General features: G+C 43.4%; 11 protein-coding genes. 9 read left to right on the top strand and 2 right to left on the bottom strand.

Annotated features, from left to right (window positions below; translation table 11 throughout):
- Positions 1 to 56: 56 nt before the first annotated feature.
- Both L2730_RS18740 and L2730_RS18735 read right to left on the bottom strand, forming a co-directional pair.
- Positions 57 to 2,588 (bottom strand): glycoside hydrolase family 3 protein, encoded by a 2,532-nt coding sequence (locus L2730_RS18740; RefSeq protein WP_248976000.1) that lies wholly within the window; start codon positions 2,586 to 2,588, stop codon positions 57 to 59.
- 100 nt (positions 2,589 to 2,688) lie between these two features.
- Entirely contained in the window at positions 2,689 to 3,990 is a 1,302-nt protein-coding gene (locus tag L2730_RS18735) for a sugar MFS transporter (RefSeq protein ID WP_248975984.1), read from the bottom strand.
- Between the two features lie 437 nt (positions 3,991 to 4,427).
- On the opposite strand from L2730_RS18735, the gene L2730_RS18730 reads away from it, so the two are divergent.
- The 9 genes from L2730_RS18730 to L2730_RS18690 all read left to right on the top strand — a co-directional run bounded on the left by L2730_RS18730 (position 4,428) and on the right by L2730_RS18690 (position 18,128).
- Positions 4,428 to 5,759 (top strand): GH1 family beta-glucosidase, encoded by a 1,332-nt coding sequence (locus tag L2730_RS18730; protein WP_248975999.1) that lies wholly within the window; start codon positions 4,428 to 4,430, stop codon positions 5,757 to 5,759.
- 119 nt (positions 5,760 to 5,878) lie between these two features.
- Positions 5,879 to 7,207: a glycoside-pentoside-hexuronide (GPH):cation symporter gene (locus L2730_RS18725; protein ID WP_248975983.1), complete on the top strand. Its 1,329-nt coding sequence runs from the start codon at positions 5,879 to 5,881 to the stop codon at positions 7,205 to 7,207.
- A 40-nt stretch (positions 7,208 to 7,247) separates the two neighbouring features.
- Positions 7,248 to 8,249, top strand: a complete 1,002-nt coding sequence (locus L2730_RS18720; protein ID WP_248975982.1) for a LacI family DNA-binding transcriptional regulator — start codon at positions 7,248 to 7,250, stop codon at positions 8,247 to 8,249.
- A gap of 833 nt (positions 8,250 to 9,082) precedes the next feature.
- Positions 9,083 to 12,061 carry a TonB-dependent receptor gene (locus L2730_RS18715; protein WP_248975981.1) on the top strand — a complete coding sequence of 993 codons (2,979 nt, stop codon included), beginning with the start codon at positions 9,083 to 9,085 and terminating at the stop codon, positions 12,059 to 12,061.
- Positions 12,062 to 12,343: 282 nt separating this feature from the next.
- A complete protein-coding gene (locus tag L2730_RS18710) occupies positions 12,344 to 13,942 on the top strand; it encodes a tryptophan halogenase family protein (protein ID WP_248975980.1) in 1,599 nt (532 codons plus the stop codon).
- A gap of 37 nt (positions 13,943 to 13,979) precedes the next feature.
- Positions 13,980 to 14,735 carry a SapC family protein gene (locus L2730_RS18705; protein WP_248975979.1) on the top strand — a complete coding sequence of 252 codons (756 nt, stop codon included), beginning with the start codon at positions 13,980 to 13,982 and terminating at the stop codon, positions 14,733 to 14,735.
- A 44-nt stretch (positions 14,736 to 14,779) separates the two neighbouring features.
- Positions 14,780 to 15,796, top strand: coding sequence for a cupin-like domain-containing protein (locus tag L2730_RS18700; protein WP_248975978.1), 1,017 nt, complete (start codon positions 14,780 to 14,782; stop codon positions 15,794 to 15,796).
- 31 nt (positions 15,797 to 15,827) lie between these two features.
- Positions 15,828 to 17,321: a tryptophan halogenase family protein gene (locus tag L2730_RS18695; protein WP_248975998.1), complete on the top strand. Its 1,494-nt coding sequence runs from the start codon at positions 15,828 to 15,830 to the stop codon at positions 17,319 to 17,321.
- Positions 17,322 to 17,414: 93 nt separating this feature from the next.
- Complete coding sequence (locus L2730_RS18690) at positions 17,415 to 18,128, top strand: DUF6445 family protein (RefSeq protein WP_248975977.1); 714 nt, start codon at positions 17,415 to 17,417, stop codon at positions 18,126 to 18,128.
- Positions 18,129 to 18,162: the final 34 nt, after the last annotated feature.

The following is an 18,162-nucleotide window of genomic DNA, read 5'->3' as shown; positions in this document are numbered from 1 at the left end:
TTAAAAATTTAGATAGTAGCCACCCTCTTGCAAGAAGGTGGCTTATCTGGCTCAAATCACTGACAATCAATACTCGCTTGTTGATTGTCAGCTTGCGGCAGCAAGGCGATATCAGCAATACTCAGCGTTAACTTCCCCTGCGTTGACAGTGAGAATGGTGAGTTGACCCTCGAAAAGTCCACCCCGGTGTCGCTAAAGCACTTCAAATCAATACTGATGGTTTGCCAGCTATTCTTAGGTAATTCAGACAGTGTTGAGGTGATATTCAGCGGCTTACCACATTGGATATCACAGCCCATAAAGATATAGACTTCGTCGCTCAATTCACTATCGAGTTTTACCGCAAAAGACAGCGCTGAGTTAGATTCAACTGCGGCTCTTAGATCTCTTGGGAAATTACTAGTAAACCGAACAAAACCTGCACCTTTACCATTAAACTCGATTCGCCTTGCATCTTCCTGCACCACTTTATCGACTGTACGCAAATAGACCATTTCGCCCTGTAGCACACTGCTAGTCGCTGCTACCTGCTCGTTATCACTGCCAATCGACATCACCCAGGGTGCTTGTACTGAGCGAGTGAAAATGGCAACACTTTGCGACTCATCATTACTCAGCTCAGCGACTTCACCCAACAATTCGAGTTCAGTTTCATCGCCGTAGCTTAAACCAAAGCCATAAGGAAATAGCGGCAGGTAGTCATCGTCAAAGCGATTGACTACTGTTTGTGTTGGACTGTTTGGCCATGAAAAAGACAGCTTGCCAGTCATATCAAACTGCACTTGATTATCAACGTCAGTAAATATCACATCTGCAACGGCCTCACCCTCGCTACCTGGCAGCCAAGCCGCGACAAAAGCATTTGACGCATTTAACTCAGCGTTAACCCACATAGGTCTACCACTGATAAACACCGCGACAACTGGGACACCTTGCGCCTTCAGCTTTTGCAATAAGGCTAAATCACGTTTATTACCGCGTTGATACTCCAAGTTATCTATGTCGCCGTTGCCTTCCGCATAGGGCTCTTCACCAAAAACCACGATTGCCACATCAGGTTTAACCGCATAATCCCCAGAAACATTAAGAATGGTTTTTCCGCCGGCGCCTTCTACTTGAGCTTTAATCCCATCATAGATTGAGCTGCCACCAGGAAAATCTGCATTGGTGTTATTGGTGCCTTGCCAAGTAATTGTCCAACCACCAGATTGCTTACCGATATTGTCAGCAGCATCACCAGCAACAAGTACTGTTTGTTTGGGTGACAACGGCAAAATGTTGTCGTTATTTTTCAGTAGAACCAAAGACTCTCTAACTGCTTGCTTTGCAACTTCTCGGTGCTCTTTAGCACCAATAAGTTCAGTTTTACCTGACAATGTTCGCTTTGCAGGACTTGGCTTATCAAATAGACCCGCACGCATTTTGACTCTAAGTATGCGCGTTACAGCATCATCTACTCTCGCCATTGGGATCTCGCCGCTCTCGACTTGGTCAACGGTATTTTCAAAAAGCGGTTTCCAGGCTGCCGTAGGCACCATATAAACATCAAGCCCTGCATTAATAGTTTGTGGGCAATTATCATTACTGCAACCAGGGATTTGACCATGACCATTCCAATCGCCAACCACAAAGCCGTCAAAACCCATCTGCTCTTTAAGCACATCGGTTAGCAGATATTTGTTACCGTGATTTTTAACCCCATTCCAACTATTAAAAGATGCCATTACAGTTTGTGCACCTACAGAGAGCCCACTGACATAGCCTTGGGCATGCAAATCAAATAGCGCTTGCTCCGTTGCAATATTATCGCCTTGATCGATACCATCAACCGTGCCGCCATCGCCTACGAAATGCTTTACCGTTGATATCACTCTTTCATCGCCAAGAAAGTCTTCATCTGCGGCGCCTTGCAGCCCTCTTACAATAGAGGCGGCATAAGCACCAACAATTTCAGGGTCTTCAGAGTAACCCTCATAGGTACGTCCCCATCTGTCATCACGAACCACTGCTACCGTTGGAGCAAACACCCAATCAATACCCGTTACCATCACCTCTTTAGCTGTGATAGCCGCAATCTGTTCAATGAGTTCTGGGTTGTTAGCTGCTCCAAGACCAATATTGTGTGGGAATAGCGTCGCCCCTATTACATTATTATGTCCGTGCACGGCGTCGGTGCCCCACATTGTCGGAATTGTAGAGCCATCAATAGAGTCATCAACCGATGCTTGGTACATAGCCTCAGCCAATGCTATCCAATCACTTGGCGTGGCATGCTTATCATCGTTAGGAAAAGCACCGCCGCCATTAAGGTAAGAACCAAAGCCATAAGTGCGCATATCCTCTACGGTAATATCGCGGATCTCAGGCTGGATCATCTGTGCCACTTTTTGCTTCAAGGTCATCCCACTGACCATTGTCGCAATTTTTTGCTCCATCTCCGCATTTGGCTGCACTTCTAGTTGTAATTTAGGCCACACCACAGAGGCATCACGCTGTTCAACAGGCTCAGCCTCTTTTAAGGAACAAGCTGTCACACTTGATAAAATCAACGCCGATACCAGTAAGCTAAATTTCGGCTTTGTTAGCATAGCGACATCTAAATGCTGGATAAATTTATTGTTAGTCATTATTTAATTCCCTTTAAGTGGCCTGCATGGAGAGTTAACTCGCTAAAGAATAGACTTACCATTACACGTGCTCCTTGCTAGAAACCAACTCGACTTGGCTTCCTTTAAGACCATAGAACAAAATATAGCCATAGCACAGCACTGGTAAGAAAAAAGCCAACTGAATGCCAAGGACATCAGCCAACACACCTTGCAGCAACGGAACTATCGCGCCACCAACAATGGCCAGACACAACCAACCTGAACCTTGTGAGGTGTGCGGTCCTAAATTTTGCAGCGCTAAGCTAAAAATTGTTGGGAACATAATAGAGTTAAACAGACCAACAGCCAGTATGGCGTACATAGCGGTTGCACCAGAGCTAACTACAGCCACACACACTAACAGTGCCGCCATGGTTGCGTTAAAGCCCAATACTTTTCCTGCAGGGATCTTCTGCATCACTGCTGAACCAATAAAGCGCCCTATCATCGCGCCCCCCCAATAATAGGTAATGTACTTCGCCGCTTCAGCCTCCTCCAGACCAGCAATATTTGATTCGCCTAAAAAGCTGACCAGGAAACTACCAATTGATACTTCAGCGCCAACATAAACAAAAATAGCTAATGCACCTAGCGCAAGATGACGATGGCCAATTGCATTGGTTTTTCCTAAATACTCAACGGCCTTGCCATCCGAGCGCACCTCTCCATGACCTTCAATAACCGGCAATTTTAGTTTTGAGAAAATTACCGCAAGCGTGGCTAGCATCCCCGATAACAAAAGATATGGCAGCTTAACCTGCTCCGCCTCAGCTTGAGCATGACTCAGTTCACTGCCCGCGCCTGACGCCACCGATAGAATAAGCACTGCGCCAAAATAAGGCGCGACTGTCGTGCCTAACGCGTTAAATGCTTGAGTTAAGTTAAGCCGACTAGAGGCGGTTTCAGCAGTACCTAACGCATTAACATAAGGATTCGCCGCAACTTGTAAAATAGTAATTCCCGAAGCTAAAACAAATAGCGCCCCGAGAAACAGTCCGTAAACAGCTTGATCTGCTGCAGGATAAAACAATGCACAACCAAAACTTGCAATCACAAGTCCTGTAACAATACCTCGCTGATAACCTATTTTTTTCACTAAGTGACCAGCAGGCATAGAGACCAAAAAGTAGGCACCAAAAAAGCAAAATTGGATCAACATTGCTTCAGTGTAATTCAGCGAAAAAACAGCTTTTAAATGAGGAATTAGAATGTCATTTAAACAAGTAATAAATCCCCACATGAAAAACAGTGACGTTAGCGACACCAATGCGAATGTTTGCTTTTCAGTACCTCTCGATTCATTCAAGCTACTGTTATCTGACATTATTGGCGAACTAGCCATATACACCCCTTATTAGTCTTATTATGCGTGTAGCCAGTATCGCTACAATATCGGTTATTTAAGCAGGGTCGCCGTTTATACAAGCTAATCTGCCTCTCTACTGTCTAGCGGTAACATCTCGGCAAACATGTTAAATAAATGTGTTGACCTTTTTTCTGTTACGCTCTAATCTCAATGTAAGCGCTTTCATTTATAACACAAACACAACGAAGATCAACCGTTACATTAACATTTTATGTAAGCGCTTTCATTACTACAGTGTTTGTTGATATTGCAATTTTCTTCGCCTGAAATCTTGCTACTTATCGGCCAATAGTGAATGACAGTAATGATTTATTAGGTTCAATCATGTTATTTGACTGCATAATGCTTCAGGCTAATGACTTTAATGATTGCGCTGTATTTTTTGTCACTATTAGGAAATGACTAATATCGCCATGAAGATTTCTTTGCCTTTCAATTCAAAAATGCAACAGCGTGACTTTGTGTATGGAGTCGCCACCGCCTCATTTCAGATTGAAGGCGGTATTGATTCACGTCTTCCCTGTATTTGGGATACCTTTTGCAATACGCCTAATAAGATCCGAGATAACTCTGACGGTGCAATAGCTTGTGATCATTACAATTTGTGGCAACAAGATGTTGATCTAATAGAGTCATTGAACGTTGATGCTTACCGTCTATCTATCTCTTGGCCACGCGTTATCACTGCAGACGGTACACTTAATCAACAGGGAGTTGATTTCTACATTCGGTTATTAGATAGATTAATCGAAAAAGGCATTAAACCTTTTGTGACACTATATCATTGGGACTTACCGCAACACCTTGAGGATAATGGTGGTTGGCTGAACCGAGATACGGCCTATAAATTCCGAGATTACGCCGATCTAATATCAACAGCATTTGGCGACCGAGTTCATTCATACGCCACACTTAACGAACCTTTTTGTAGCGCCTATTTGGGTTATGAAGCGGGCATTCATGCGCCAGGTTTAAAGAGTCGCTCTTTCGGGAAAAAAGCGGCGCATCATTTACTGCTTGCTCATGGTTTAGCGATGCAAGTACTGCAAAAAAATAGCCCTAATGCACTTAATGGCATAGTGCTTAACTTCACGCCATGCTATCCACAGTCAAATTCGTTGCAAGATCTTAATGCCAGCAACATTGCAGACGCCCATTTTAATCAATGGTATATAAAGCCACTTTTTGACAAGTGCTACCCAAGTATCATTGAAAACTTACCTGCTGAAGAGTTGCCGCAAATAGAGCCTGGTGACATGGAGATCATTGCCCAACCATTAGACTTCATGGGCGTTAACTTCTATACCCGCGCAGTTTATAAAGCTTGTGCTGAAAACCAGTTTGAACAAGTCACAGTACCAGATGTGCCCCATACCGATATTGGCTGGGAGATCTACCCTAAAGCCCTATCAGAGCTGCTAGTGTCATTAAACAGTCTGTATCCCCTGCCGCCACTTTACATCACCGAAAATGGTGCTGCTATGGATGATAAACTCCAAGATGGCTGCGTTGCAGATGAAGATCGCACTCAGTATTACGATCAGCACTTAAATGCGGTAAACGATGCCATCGAAGCCGGCGTCGATATCAGAGGCTATTTTGCATGGAGTTTAATGGACAACTTTGAGTGGGCGGAAGGCTACTTAAAACGCTTTGGTATCGTCTACGTTGATTACCTGACTCAACAGCGCACGCTGAAAAACAGTGCTAAAGCTTACCGAGATTTTATCAGTCTCCGAGCATAACAAGCTTTAAAATCAGACTCAAAAAGCTTACATTCTCTAACTTCTCTGCTGCAATTTATTAACTAGTAGAGAGGTTAGTTAAGCAAGCACCCAAAAAGAATAAAAATAATGAGGCTACAATGCTTAAAGTAAAAGAGAAAATTGCCTATGGTTTAGGTGATACGGCAAGTAACATCATTTTTCAAACCGTGATGATGTTTCTACTCATTTTCTATACTGATGTGGTCGGTTTATCACCCGCTGCAGTGGGTACTCTATTTTTAGTCGTGCGTGTTTTTGATGCGATTACCGATCCGCTTATGGGCTCTCTCGCCGATAGAACCCGCACTCGCTGGGGCCAGTTCCGCCCTTACCTACTCTGGCTTGCCATTCCATTCGGGCTTATCAGTGTATTGGCATTTACTACTCCCGACCTCAGTGACAGCAATAAACTCATCTATGCTTTTGTGACCTATACACTGCTGATGATGGTTTATACCGCCATCAATATTCCTTACTGTGCCTTAGGTGGAGTACTTACTGCAAAACCCTCTGAGCGAGTATCCGTCCAGTCTTATCGATTTGTATTTGCCATGCTCGGTGGTGTAATTGTTGCTTCTTGTACCCTGCCATTGGTCGAGTGGTTCGGTAACGGTGACTCAGCCAAAGGCTATCAACTCACCATGACCGCCATGAGCCTTTTTGGCGTGGTGTTGTTTCTGCTGTGTTTTTTAGGAACTAAAGAACGGATTAGTGCACCTAAGACGCAAAAAGCTAACTTTTGGGTAGAGATTAAACATCTTTGGCAAAATGACCAAGCTAGAATTTTATGTATCACGGGTATATTTCTGCTGACCGGTCAGGTGCTAAAATTCACCCTCGCCGTTTATTACGTTAAATACTTCCTGTTAAGAGAAGATCTCATTACCGCCTTTATGACCACAGGGATGATCGGCAGTATGCTCGGTTGTGCACTCGCGCAAGTACTTGCAAAGAAAATGTGTAAGATAAAGGCATATATTGGTTTGCAAATTATTGCAGCCATTATCTGTATTTTGAGCTATTTTATTGCCGCCGATCAGGTAATAATGGCCTTTATCGCATTCTTCTTGTGGAAGTTTTTCCTTGATATGGCCACGCCTTTACTCTGGGCAAAAATGGCTGATGCCATCGACTATGGGCAATGGAAAACCGGAGTACGCATTACCGGCATGGTTTATTCAACCATCATATTTTTCATTAAGCTCGGCGTAGCACTTGGCGGCGCACTGGCTGGCTGGGCATTGGCTTATTATGGTTACCAAGCAGATGTAGAACAAACTGAAGCAACAAAATCGGGGATCTTGCTATCATTCACCCTTTATCCGGCGATCGGCAGTTTAATTGTTGCAGTCGTGATGAAGTGGTATATCTTGGATGATAAGAAAGTTGAGCAGATTCAAAGTGAACTTAATGCCGCAAACACGTAAAGTAAATAAATGATGTCGATGGGCGTTTAATAGGGAATATATGGCAACGATTTACGATGTGTCAGTACTAGCCGGGGTATCACTCGCAACAGTATCAAGAGTGATGAATAAAAACGCTAAGGTCAGTGAAAAGACACTAAAGAAAGTACAAGATGCGATGGACCAATTAGGCTATAGGCCTAATGCGATTGCGCAATCCCTTGCCTCTAATCGCTCAAATAGTGTCGGTATTTTGGTCTCGGAGTTACATGGCCCTTTCTATGGTTCCATGCTTAGCGGTATTGAAGCAGAGCTTCGAGGTTCACAAAAGCATGCCATCATTGCCGCAGGACATAGCGAAGAAGATACTGAAAAAGAGGGGATTGAATTTCTTATCAGCCGCCGATGTGACGCGCTAATTTTACATGTTGAAGCGGTATCAGATGAGTACCTTGTTGATCTCGTTAAAAATGAAGTCCCCATTGTGCTAATTAACCGGTTTATTCCGGCAATCGCAGATAACTGCATAAGCCTCGATAATGAACTCGGCGGCTACCTTGCAGCAAAAGCAGTACTCGCTCAAGGACATAAACAGGTCGCTTACATTTCTGGCCCGAATTGGAAGATGGATGCCAGTGACCGTTTAAAAGGTCATAAAAAAGCCTTGAAAGAGTTTAATGTCAGTTATAACCCTAAATTAACCTATGAAGGTGATTACCAAGAAGTCGGTGGTAGTGATGGTTTGAGGCAACTACTTAAAGATAAACAGCCTTTTACTGCCGTTGTATGTGCAAATGATGAAATGGCGTCTGGTGCGATGACTTATGCTCGTGAACATCAAATATCTATACCACAAGATCTATCAATAATTGGATTTGATAACATCATTTTAGCGCAGTATATCTATCCTAAGCTGACCACAATTGATTATCCAATTAAGCTTATGGGACAGATGGCTGCAAGATGGATCCTTAAAAATACCTTTAAGCAAGCCGATCTTGAAGTCAAAAATGTGTTTGAACCTAAGCTCATCGCTAGAGACTCTATCAGTGCTGTTTCATAATCTAACAATACGCTATTAATAGGCCGCTAAAGGGTCACCCCTTAGTCGCCTATACTGACCTGCCCTTTTTATGAATCACAGCCGTGGGGGCATAGCGAGTTGCTGCCAAGTTAAATGTATCTATCAAAGAGTACAAAGTTAACTAAGAATTATAGTTAGGGGTTGCTAGCCATTGAAATAGAAAAAGACACTGCTCAGCTTCATTGCCGAGCAGTCTTAACTAAGTTTCACAATCAGAGCCAAGGAACCAAAGACTTGGGTTCTTTGATGTCGTAGCCCTCAAATGTCGAAATGCGACCTTAATTAACATTCTGACAACAATAGTGTAGGCACAAAAAAACAAAAATGAAAGCGCTTACATTCACTTTCTATGAATAATTTTCTTAATCTGTAAGAAAAACCTCAATAAACAGCTAGCGTTATCACTACCGTTTACCACAATGAAAGCAATATGTACCGCTTGATACTGACTAAGCAGTATTGCAGCCCGCCTTAGAGGCAAGTTATGGTGTAAACATACATATTTTACAACGCCTATCTAAATGCTTCCTGTTAGCTCAAACAGCAAAAAAATACTTAGTTAAAAAAATAAAGCCAGTAAAGATATTTGTGCACCAACCCCTTACTCAGCAAGCCTTAGCTCACACATTCCCTGTACCCATAGTTACCTTTTTGTTAACTAATAGTGAATTAATGTTGACCTTGATCACAAATTACCCTAGGTTTGTGTAAGCGCTTACAAAGTGGTCTAGTTATTTTTTTTAAACTTTTTTGTAAGCGCTTACATTTAGAGAAAAATTAAAACTATGATTGAATGACTCTGGGGGATGGAGATGAAACAACAACTATTTAAGAAGACGAGGCTAGCAACAAGCTTGTCTTTGGTACTGAGTGCGTCAACAATGACGCCGGTGTATGCCGCTGAAGCAGAAAATAAAGAAAATGCAACCATGGAAGTTATTGCTGTAACGGGTATCCGTGGCAGTTTAGTCAAATCAATGGACATCAAAAAGTCTTCTGACGGTATCGTCGATGCTATTTCAGCGGAAGATATCGGTAAAATGCCAGATACAAACTTAGCTGAATCATTGCAGCGAATTCCTGGTGTATCTATTGACCGTCAAAACGGTGAAGGTAGTCGAGTCTCTGTCCGTGGTTTTGGCGCAGACCAAAATCTAGTATTACTCAATGGTCGTCAAATGCCTGTAACTACAGGCTCTCGTTCATTCGATTTTGCCAACATTGCATCAGAGGGAATTAGCGGTGTTGAAATTAGAAAAACTAGCCTAGCTTCAAGCCCTACAGGTGGTATAGGTGCAACGATAGATGTCCTCACTCATCGTCCACTCAATACTCCAGGTCTAAAAGCGACATTTGGTGCGAAAGCGGTTGATGATACCTCAACAGATAAAGGTAACATCACACCAGAGCTTTCAGGTCTATATTCAAATACTTTTGCAGATGATAAGTTTGGTATCTCTATCTCTGCCAGCTACCAAGAGCGTGAAAGTGGTAACCAACAAGCAAACGTTGGAACCGGCTGGCGCAGTTTTCCTGGTGAAGTCGATAACGACTGGGGAGCTGGGACTGCTGAATGGGGTGGTGTTCCACAAGACAATCAAGTCAATCGACCTGGTGAAGGGGATGTTTATTCGGTTCCACAAACCACTATTTATAAATTTGAAGAACAACAACGTACTCGTACTAACGGTCAGTTAGTACTGCAATACAGTCCAGTTGACTCTTTAGTTGCCACGCTTGATTACACTTATATGCGTAATGACATCGACACCCAATATAACGACGTATCAGCGTGGTTTACCTTTGCACCTTCAGAGAGTACGTGGACTGACGGCCCTGTTTCATCGCCACTGGTTTATTCTGAAAATTATGATAGCCCTCAAGATCTCTCAATGGGTGCAGGAGATTACGGTGTCCGTAACGAAAGTGGCTCTTTAGGCCTTAATCTTGATTGGCAGGTTAACGACAGCTTAAACCTTAGTTTAGATATGCATCAATCTGATGCTGAAATTAAGCCAAACAGTATCTACGGTAGCAGCAATACGCTTAGTACAGCAGCGTTTATTCGTACTAGTGCCGCAACAGATTTCTCTAAGGATTTACCGGCATTGGCCGTTGGTGGTGGCAATGCCGTTAAACCATCAGATATGCGTGTAACTGGCAGTGTTTTTGGTAACTCTCGTAATAAATCAGAAATTGATCAGTACCAGTTAGATGGTGAATACCTATTTGATAATGCTGGTAGCATTGATTTTGGTATCGCTCTGACCGATGTCAACAACCATTCTCAATCTATCAACGTACAACGAAACGATTGGGGCGGTGTAGGTCAGGCTGGTGATTTCGAAGATTCATGGTTCCCAGCAGATACCATTCACGACAAATTCGATGCCGACAAAGGCAACTTTGCCGATGCTGACGGTGATTTCGATCTACTAGATACTATATTTTTCTGGGATTTTGATGCTGTCAGAGATCGTGCTGAAGCATTGTATACTCCAGATGGATATGTAGGTGCGGGAGATTGTGGCACAGACTTCTGTCCATCAACAAAGTACGCGATGGACGTCGATCGTTTCACACAAGAAGAATCTACATCTGCTTATATTCAGTATAATTTCGAATCAGAATTCGGTGATATGCCTTATGATGTTCATGTTGGTCTGCGCTATGAAAAAACAGATGTGACTTCAACTTCTGCAGTTGGCAGCTATGATGCGGCAAATTGGATAGCAGATACTGAAATTGAGCTACAATCAACGGGGATGCAAGATTTCCAGACAAAAACGGGCGATTACGACTACTACCTGCCTAACGTAAACTTTAATATCGAAGTCGTTGAAGATGTTGTATTACGTGCAGCCTATAGTGAAACTATTGGTCGCCCTGATTACACCTCTATTCAAGGCGGAACTGTCGTTGGTTCTCTCGCTAACCAAAGTGGCGGTAGTGGCTCATCAGGTAATCCAACCTTATTGCCACTTGAGTCAACTAACTATGATTTCTCTGCAGAGTGGTATTACTCTGATACCAGTTACGCTTCTGTCGGTTACTTCAGAAAAGATGTCACAAACTTCATAGACTCTCGTCAAGTAAACTCTAATATCTATAACATTGCAGACCCAGCTAATGGCCCTAAAGTTGATGCAGCTCAGGCAGCAGGGGCATCTACAGGTCAAGAGATCCGTGACTATATTTTTGCTAACTATCCAAACGATCCATCAGTAGATGCCGCTAACGGTATTATTTATGGCGATCCTGCAACCGATCCTGATATGAATTTCTTAATTACTGAGCCAGATAATTTAAGTGATTCATCTGTTATTGACGGTTGGGAGTTTGCACTGCAGCACTTCTTTGGCGAATCTGGTTTTGGTTTGATAGGTAACTATACACTCGTTAACGCAGGTGATAACTACGATAACGCTAACTTAGGCCGCGAAGGTGATGCTGCACAAAACGTACTAACGAATATTAGTGATACAGCTAACTTTATCGCCGTATACGACAACTATGGCTTCCAAGCACGTCTAGCCTATAACTGGCGTGACGAGTTCCTGAACTCTACAGGTCAAGATACAGGCGCTAATCCGCAATACACAGAAGCTTATTCTCAAGTCGATTTTAATGTTAGCTACGATATTGAATCACTTGAAGGCTTAACGGTGTTTTTCGAAGGTTTAAACATTACCAACGAATATACCCGAGTCCATGGCCGTGCTAACCAGCAGGTGCTAAATCTGACTCAAACAGGTGCACGCTATAGCTTAGGCGCGCGTTACACCTTCTAGAGCGTATAGAGAAGATGAAGCCAATGCTGTGGCTTTATCTTCTCTTTTCTATTTAAGTATTAATATTATTTTTATTAAGCCATTTTTACCCGCCATTTGTTGGACTCAAGCCTTACATCTTCAACGTAAATCTTGATACATAAAGTGACTGGATCTACTCCTACAGCAAGGTTATATTGGCAACGGTTAATTAGTTGTAACAAACTACGAAATCAATTAACTCAATATAGATAAACACTGTAAAAGAGTGACTTAATAAAAATAAATAATAGGTCGAGCAGTATGAATAACGACATTGAAAGAGTGATCATTGTAGGTGGCGGAGCAGCAGGTTGGCTCACCGCTGGGGTTATTGCTGCGGAGCACATTAATGTTGCAGCAACCCCATCACAACGTACGCTCGAAGTTGTTCTTATTGAATCACCACAAGTGCCTACCATCGGTGTCGGCGAAGGTACTTGGCCTTCAATGCGCGGTACGCTCAAAAAAATGGGGATTTCTGAAACCGAATTTATGATTGAGTGTGACGCCAGTTTCAAGCAAGGCTCAAAATTTATCGATTGGTTACACTCCCCCTCTACAGCAAGCTCGGATAAAGCCCCGTTCAATAATCACAGCTATTATCATCCGTTTTCTCTACCAAGTCAGTTTCACGAGATTAATCTCGCTAAGCATTGGCAAGCCCATAAACAGCAAGTTTCATTTACTAATGCGGTCACTTACCAAGGCAGGCTTTGTGATCAAGGCAGCGCACCTAAACTCATTTCTACGCCTGAGTATGAGTGCAATGCCAATTATGGTTACCATTTAGATGCCGGAAAATTTGCTCAGTTTCTGCAGCGTCATTGCTGCAAAAAGCTCGGCGTACAGCATATTGTTGATCATGTTGAATCTATAAGTAGCCAGGACAACGGCGATATTGCAGCGCTAAATACAAAGTCTAATGGCACCATTAGCGGCGATCTATTTATTGATTGTAGCGGTTTTAAATCATTGCTTATCGGCGAGCACTACCAAGTGCCTTTCATTGAGAAAAAGTCAGTACTGTTTAATGACTCAGCCTTAGCGGTACAAGTACCTTATGAAAACCAACAAAGCGCCATTAGCTCTTGCACCCACTCAACCGCACAATCGTCTGGTTGGATTTGGGATATAGGCCTGCCCTCACGCCGCGGCGTCGGTTACGTATACTCGAGCAGCCACACTGATGATGACCGTGCAGAAAGCGAGTTACGTAGTTATTTGTTATCGAGTATGAGTAAATCACAGGCTGAGTCTGCATCACTTAGGAAAATAACATTTAACCCCGGTCACAGAGCCCACTTTTGGCATAAAAACTGTGTTGCAGTTGGCATTGCCGCAGGCTTTATAGAGCCGCTAGAAGCATCAGCACTCGCGCTCATTGAACAGTCTGCAAAGATGATCAGCGAGCAATTACCGCAAAACAGCCAGGCGATGGAGATGGTAGCCAAACGCTTCAATGAAAAGTTTTTACAGCGCTGGCGTCAAGTGGTCGACTTTCTCAAACTGCATTACGCTATCAGTCAACGTAACGACTCCGAATATTGGCGTGACAATCGAGATATAGCCTCAATACCGCAATCTTTACAGCAACAATTAGCGCTGTGGCAATATCAACTGCCCTACTCTTACGATATCACTGAAACCGAAGCGTTATTTCCAGCGGCTAGCTTTCAATATGTGCTGTTTGGTATGGGCTTTAACAGTGCGCCACCGCGCTACATAAATCTAGCAGAGCAAGAAAAGGCCATGGCACTGTTTCAACAAAATAATCAACGTAGTCATCAATTGCTTTCAGCACTACCAAGCAATAGAGCACTACTCGATAAAGTTCATCAATTTGGTTTTCCTAAAATATAACGACTAAAGCAACTATAAAAATTAAAAAGGAGTCAAAATGACCGCACAAGCCACGACCCAAACGCCGAACAACAACGTCATGCTCAACAGCATTGAACATAAAGATCTCAAAGTTATCACCGAACACTCTGCGCACTATGGCGATAATGTTTGGTATTCATTGACCTTCCCTGTTGAATTCAGAAGTGTACAAGCTCACTACCCTATTTTCTTCCAAAAAGATCCACAAACGGGTCGTTTCTTCTCTGTGGCACTGTTTGGCTTTAAAGATCAAGAGAACTTATTTTTAGAAAACGGCCATTGGCAGGCATCTTACGTTCCATTGGCCATAAGGCGTCAGCCATTTTTGATTGGTAGTCAAAACATAATGGAAGATGGTGTACAAAAAACGCAGCGAGTACTGCATATTGATCTCAATAACCCAAGAGTGAGCACCGAGCAAGGTGAACCACTGTTCCTTGAGTTTGGTGGTAATACGCCCTTCCTCGATACTGCTGCGGATATGTTAGATGTCATCCATAACGGATTGGAAGACAGTGACAGCTTTGTTGAGGCACTACTTAAATTTGAATTGCTTGAATCTTTTACCTTAGATGTTGAGCTCAATAACGGCAGCAAGCATCAAATGATTGGTTTCTATACCGTCAACGAAGACAAACTAAAAACACTTTCAAGTGATAATTTGGCTGAGCTGCATGACAAAGGTTATCTACAAGCCATCTATATGACCATTGCCTCACAAGCCAATATTCGCACACTATTGGATAAGAAAAACAAGCAGATAGAACAATAGTTTTTTGCCCATTGATGTAAGCGGTTACAGAAAAAGGTGTATTTATGTTAGCAGTCGAAAAGAGCGTCAAACAGATAAGTCATTGCAAACCAGGCGATATTCCTGAGTTTGTATTATCGTCGACTCAGCCGCTGATTTTAAAAGACTTTGCCGCAGAGTGGCCATTGGTTCAAGCAGGCAAGCACTCTACCCAAGCCGCGATTGATTATTTACTTCAGTTCTACAGTGGCGTGCCAGTAACAGCTTGTTTTGGCGAGAGCGAGCACCAAGGAAGAGTCTTTTATAACGAGCAACTCACTGGCTTTAACTTTAGAGCCAGTCAGGTTGATTTAAGGCAGGTGTTTGACAAGCTATTATCGCATATAGACGACGAAACGCCGCCAACACTGTATGTCGGCTCTACCGAAGTTAACCGATGGCTACCTGGGTTTGCAGCCGACAACCCACTCGCAATAGATGATATAAAACCATTAACCAGTGTTTGGATAGGTAATCAAAGTCGAATTGCCGCGCATTTTGATTTTCCCAATAACCTTGCTTGTTCAGCTGTCGGTCGCCGCCGTTTTACCCTGTTTCCACCAGAGCAGATAGACAACTTGTACGTGGGGCCGATGGAGTTATCTCCCGGCGGACAGGACATCAGTATGGTCGACTTTCACGCACCTGACTTTGACAAGTACCCAAAATTCGAACTGGCTCTAGAAGCGGCGCAAGTGGCCGAGCTTGAACCAGGTGATGCACTCTTTATTCCCAGTATGTGGTGGCACCACGTCGAAGCACTTGATGCCATCAATGTGCTAGTCACTCACTGGTGGCGAGACTCAGCAGCGTATATGGGCAGGCCAACTAATGCATTGCAGCACGCTATTTTAAGCTTGCGAAGCTTACCAATAGCCCAACGTAAAGCGTGGCAAGCGATGTTTAACCACTATGTTTTTGAACATGAACTGCACGACACTGACCATATTGCTGAGCATGCCCAAGGAATGCTGTCGCTGCCTATTGATGAATTATCAGCACGCAAATTACGTGCTGAATTACAGAATAAATTAAAGCGCTGAGCCATTCGTTTACGCTGATAGAGGACATATGATGAATACAAATAAACCGATTAAAAATGTCGTCATTGCCGGTGGCGGCACCGCAGGTTGGATGGCTGCGGCGGCGCTGTCAAAACTACTAGGTAAAAACCTTAATATCAGCCTAATTGAATCCGACGATATTCCAACCGTCGGTGTGGGTGAGGCCACTATCCCTACATTGCATGTATTTCATCGCTTACTGGGGATTAACGAGCAAGAGTTTATGGCGGCGACCAACGCCACCTTTAAATTGGCGATATCTTTTGAAAACTGGCGCGATGAGCAACAAGACTACCTACACTCTTTTGGTTTTTTAGGTAAGGATTGTTGGGCAGCTGGATTTCAACATTTTTGGCTAAAAGGCCGTAAAAAGGGCTTTGCCAGTGAAATTGGTGACTATTGTGCGGAACATCTTGGCTCTCGCACAGGCAAATTTGCAGTACTGCCGAATCAAGACTTAAACCATGCTTATCACCTTGATGCGGGGCTATACGCAAAATTCCTTAGAAAAATTGCTGAGCAACATGGGAGCAACCGCATTGAAGGTAAGATCACGGAGGTAAACCTCAATCAACAAGATGGCCAAATCGAGAGCCTATTGTTGGCCTCTGGTCAGTTAGTTGAAGGCGATCTCTTTATCGATTGTACCGGTTTTAGAGGCTTGTTGATTGAAGATGCATTGCATACTGGCTTTGAAGATTGGTCCCATTGGCTGCCTTGTGACAGCGCCATTGCCGTGCAAACAACCACCACCAACACGCCAGTACCCTATACCCGTTCAATAGCACGTGAATCAGGTTGGCAGTGGCGTATTCCACTGCAAAATCGAACTGGTAACGGACTGGTATTTTGCAGTAAATATATGACGGATGAGCAAGCAAAGCAGTTATTACTCGAAAATATTGAGGGCGACCTACTTACAGAGCCTCGGGTCATCAAATACAAGACCGGAACCAGACGTAAGCACTGGAACAAAAACTGTGTCGCTATCGGGCTATCAAGTGGCTTTATTGAACCTCTTGAGTCCACCAGCATTCACCTTATTCAACGGGGCATTGTGCGCTTAATGCAGATGTTTCCAGCGCAAGGTTTAGTACAAGCCGATATTGACGAATTTAACGCACAGACGAAGTTTGAAACCGATAACGTGCGCGACTTTATTATCTTGCACTACCACGTTACCCAAAGACGAGACAGCAAGTTCTGGCGTTATTGTTCAAGTATGCCAATACCTGAATCGCTTGCCCATCGGTTAGAGATGTTTGCCGCAGCAGCCAAAGTATACAAGTATCCTAACGAACTGTTCGGTGAAAGCTCTTGGATCCAAGTGATGCTAGGCCAAGGTATTGAGCCTAAGCAATATCACCCTATTGTTGACATGATGGAAGATGAAGAGCTTAAAGCCTTTTTGAATAACATTAAGAGTGTGGTGAAGCGCAAGAATGACAACCTACCACACCATTATGATTTTATTCAGCATTACTGCAAATCACCAATGATGTAGTCATCAGAGTCGTTCAATGTAGCCTTAAACCATAGGGCTACATTGAACTCTATACACAATACAGCTAATAACAGTTAAGCAGGTTACATCAAAATGCAGCAAAATATGATTAGCGTTAACCCTGCAGCCATGCCCAAAGTAATCTTAATCGGTGAGGAAAAAACGCCTGTCGTCATCATAGATAACTTTAGTTTAAGCACTGATGATATTATTACTTATGCCACCACAGAGGCAGATTTTAAAGACGACCTTAACTCCTATTATCCTGGGATCAGGGCAAAACTCCCCCGTGAATACGTCAAAGCAGTGATCGACGCTGTTTTTCAAGGGATCTATCGGTGTTATAACATTCCGCGGCAGTTACGACTCAAGCCTCAAAGCCTATTTTTATCGCTGATAACCCGTGAGGAATCAGCGCTTTCGACCTTACAAAGAATGCCGCATTTCGATACGCCCAAGCCCTATTACTTTGCCATCATGCATTACTTAAACCCTAATGAGCATGGGCCTACGGGTTTCTTTCGGCATAAACCAACTCAATGGGAGCGGATCAGCGAACAACGCTGCCAGCCCTATTTTGATTCGGCGCAAAAACACAATGAGTTAAATGGAGCACCCAAGCAAGGTTATTGCAACCAGAGTGATCATCATTTTGACCTATACCAGCAGATAGAATACCGCCCAAACAGACTAGTGATATATCCAGGTAATTTACTACACTCCAGCATAGTAAACCCAGCTAAGGATATCGATAACAGCCCTGATACAGGCAGGCTTACCGCCAATATATTTATCGACTTTCAATAACCGCTAGTCGAAAAATAACGGCTTTAATCCCATC

Origin of the sequence: Shewanella kaireitica, assembly GCF_023284045.1 — a bacterium.
Classification (GTDB): domain Bacteria; phylum Pseudomonadota; class Gammaproteobacteria; order Enterobacterales; family Shewanellaceae; genus Shewanella; species Shewanella kaireitica.
The sequence above is the reverse complement of the archived record's forward strand: the minus strand, read 5'-3'. Positions and strand labels throughout refer to the sequence as shown.

Coding starts and splice junctions, on each gene's coding strand:
- L2730_RS18740 (WP_248976000.1), bottom strand. CDS start 2,588: ATGCTAACAAAGCCGAAATTTAGCTTACTGGTATCGGCGTTGATTTTA.
- L2730_RS18735 (WP_248975984.1), bottom strand. CDS start 3,990: ATGGCTAGTTCGCCAATAATGTCAGATAACAGTAGCTTGAATGAATCG.
- L2730_RS18730 (WP_248975999.1), top strand. CDS start 4,428: ATGAAGATTTCTTTGCCTTTCAATTCAAAAATGCAACAGCGTGACTTT.
- L2730_RS18725 (WP_248975983.1), top strand. CDS start 5,879: ATGCTTAAAGTAAAAGAGAAAATTGCCTATGGTTTAGGTGATACGGCA.
- L2730_RS18720 (WP_248975982.1), top strand. CDS start 7,248: ATGGCAACGATTTACGATGTGTCAGTACTAGCCGGGGTATCACTCGCA.
- L2730_RS18715 (WP_248975981.1), top strand. CDS start 9,083: ATGAAACAACAACTATTTAAGAAGACGAGGCTAGCAACAAGCTTGTCT.
- L2730_RS18710 (WP_248975980.1), top strand. CDS start 12,344: ATGAATAACGACATTGAAAGAGTGATCATTGTAGGTGGCGGAGCAGCA.
- L2730_RS18705 (WP_248975979.1), top strand. CDS start 13,980: ATGACCGCACAAGCCACGACCCAAACGCCGAACAACAACGTCATGCTC.
- L2730_RS18700 (WP_248975978.1), top strand. CDS start 14,780: ATGTTAGCAGTCGAAAAGAGCGTCAAACAGATAAGTCATTGCAAACCA.
- L2730_RS18695 (WP_248975998.1), top strand. CDS start 15,828: ATGAATACAAATAAACCGATTAAAAATGTCGTCATTGCCGGTGGCGGC.
- L2730_RS18690 (WP_248975977.1), top strand. CDS start 17,415: ATGCAGCAAAATATGATTAGCGTTAACCCTGCAGCCATGCCCAAAGTA.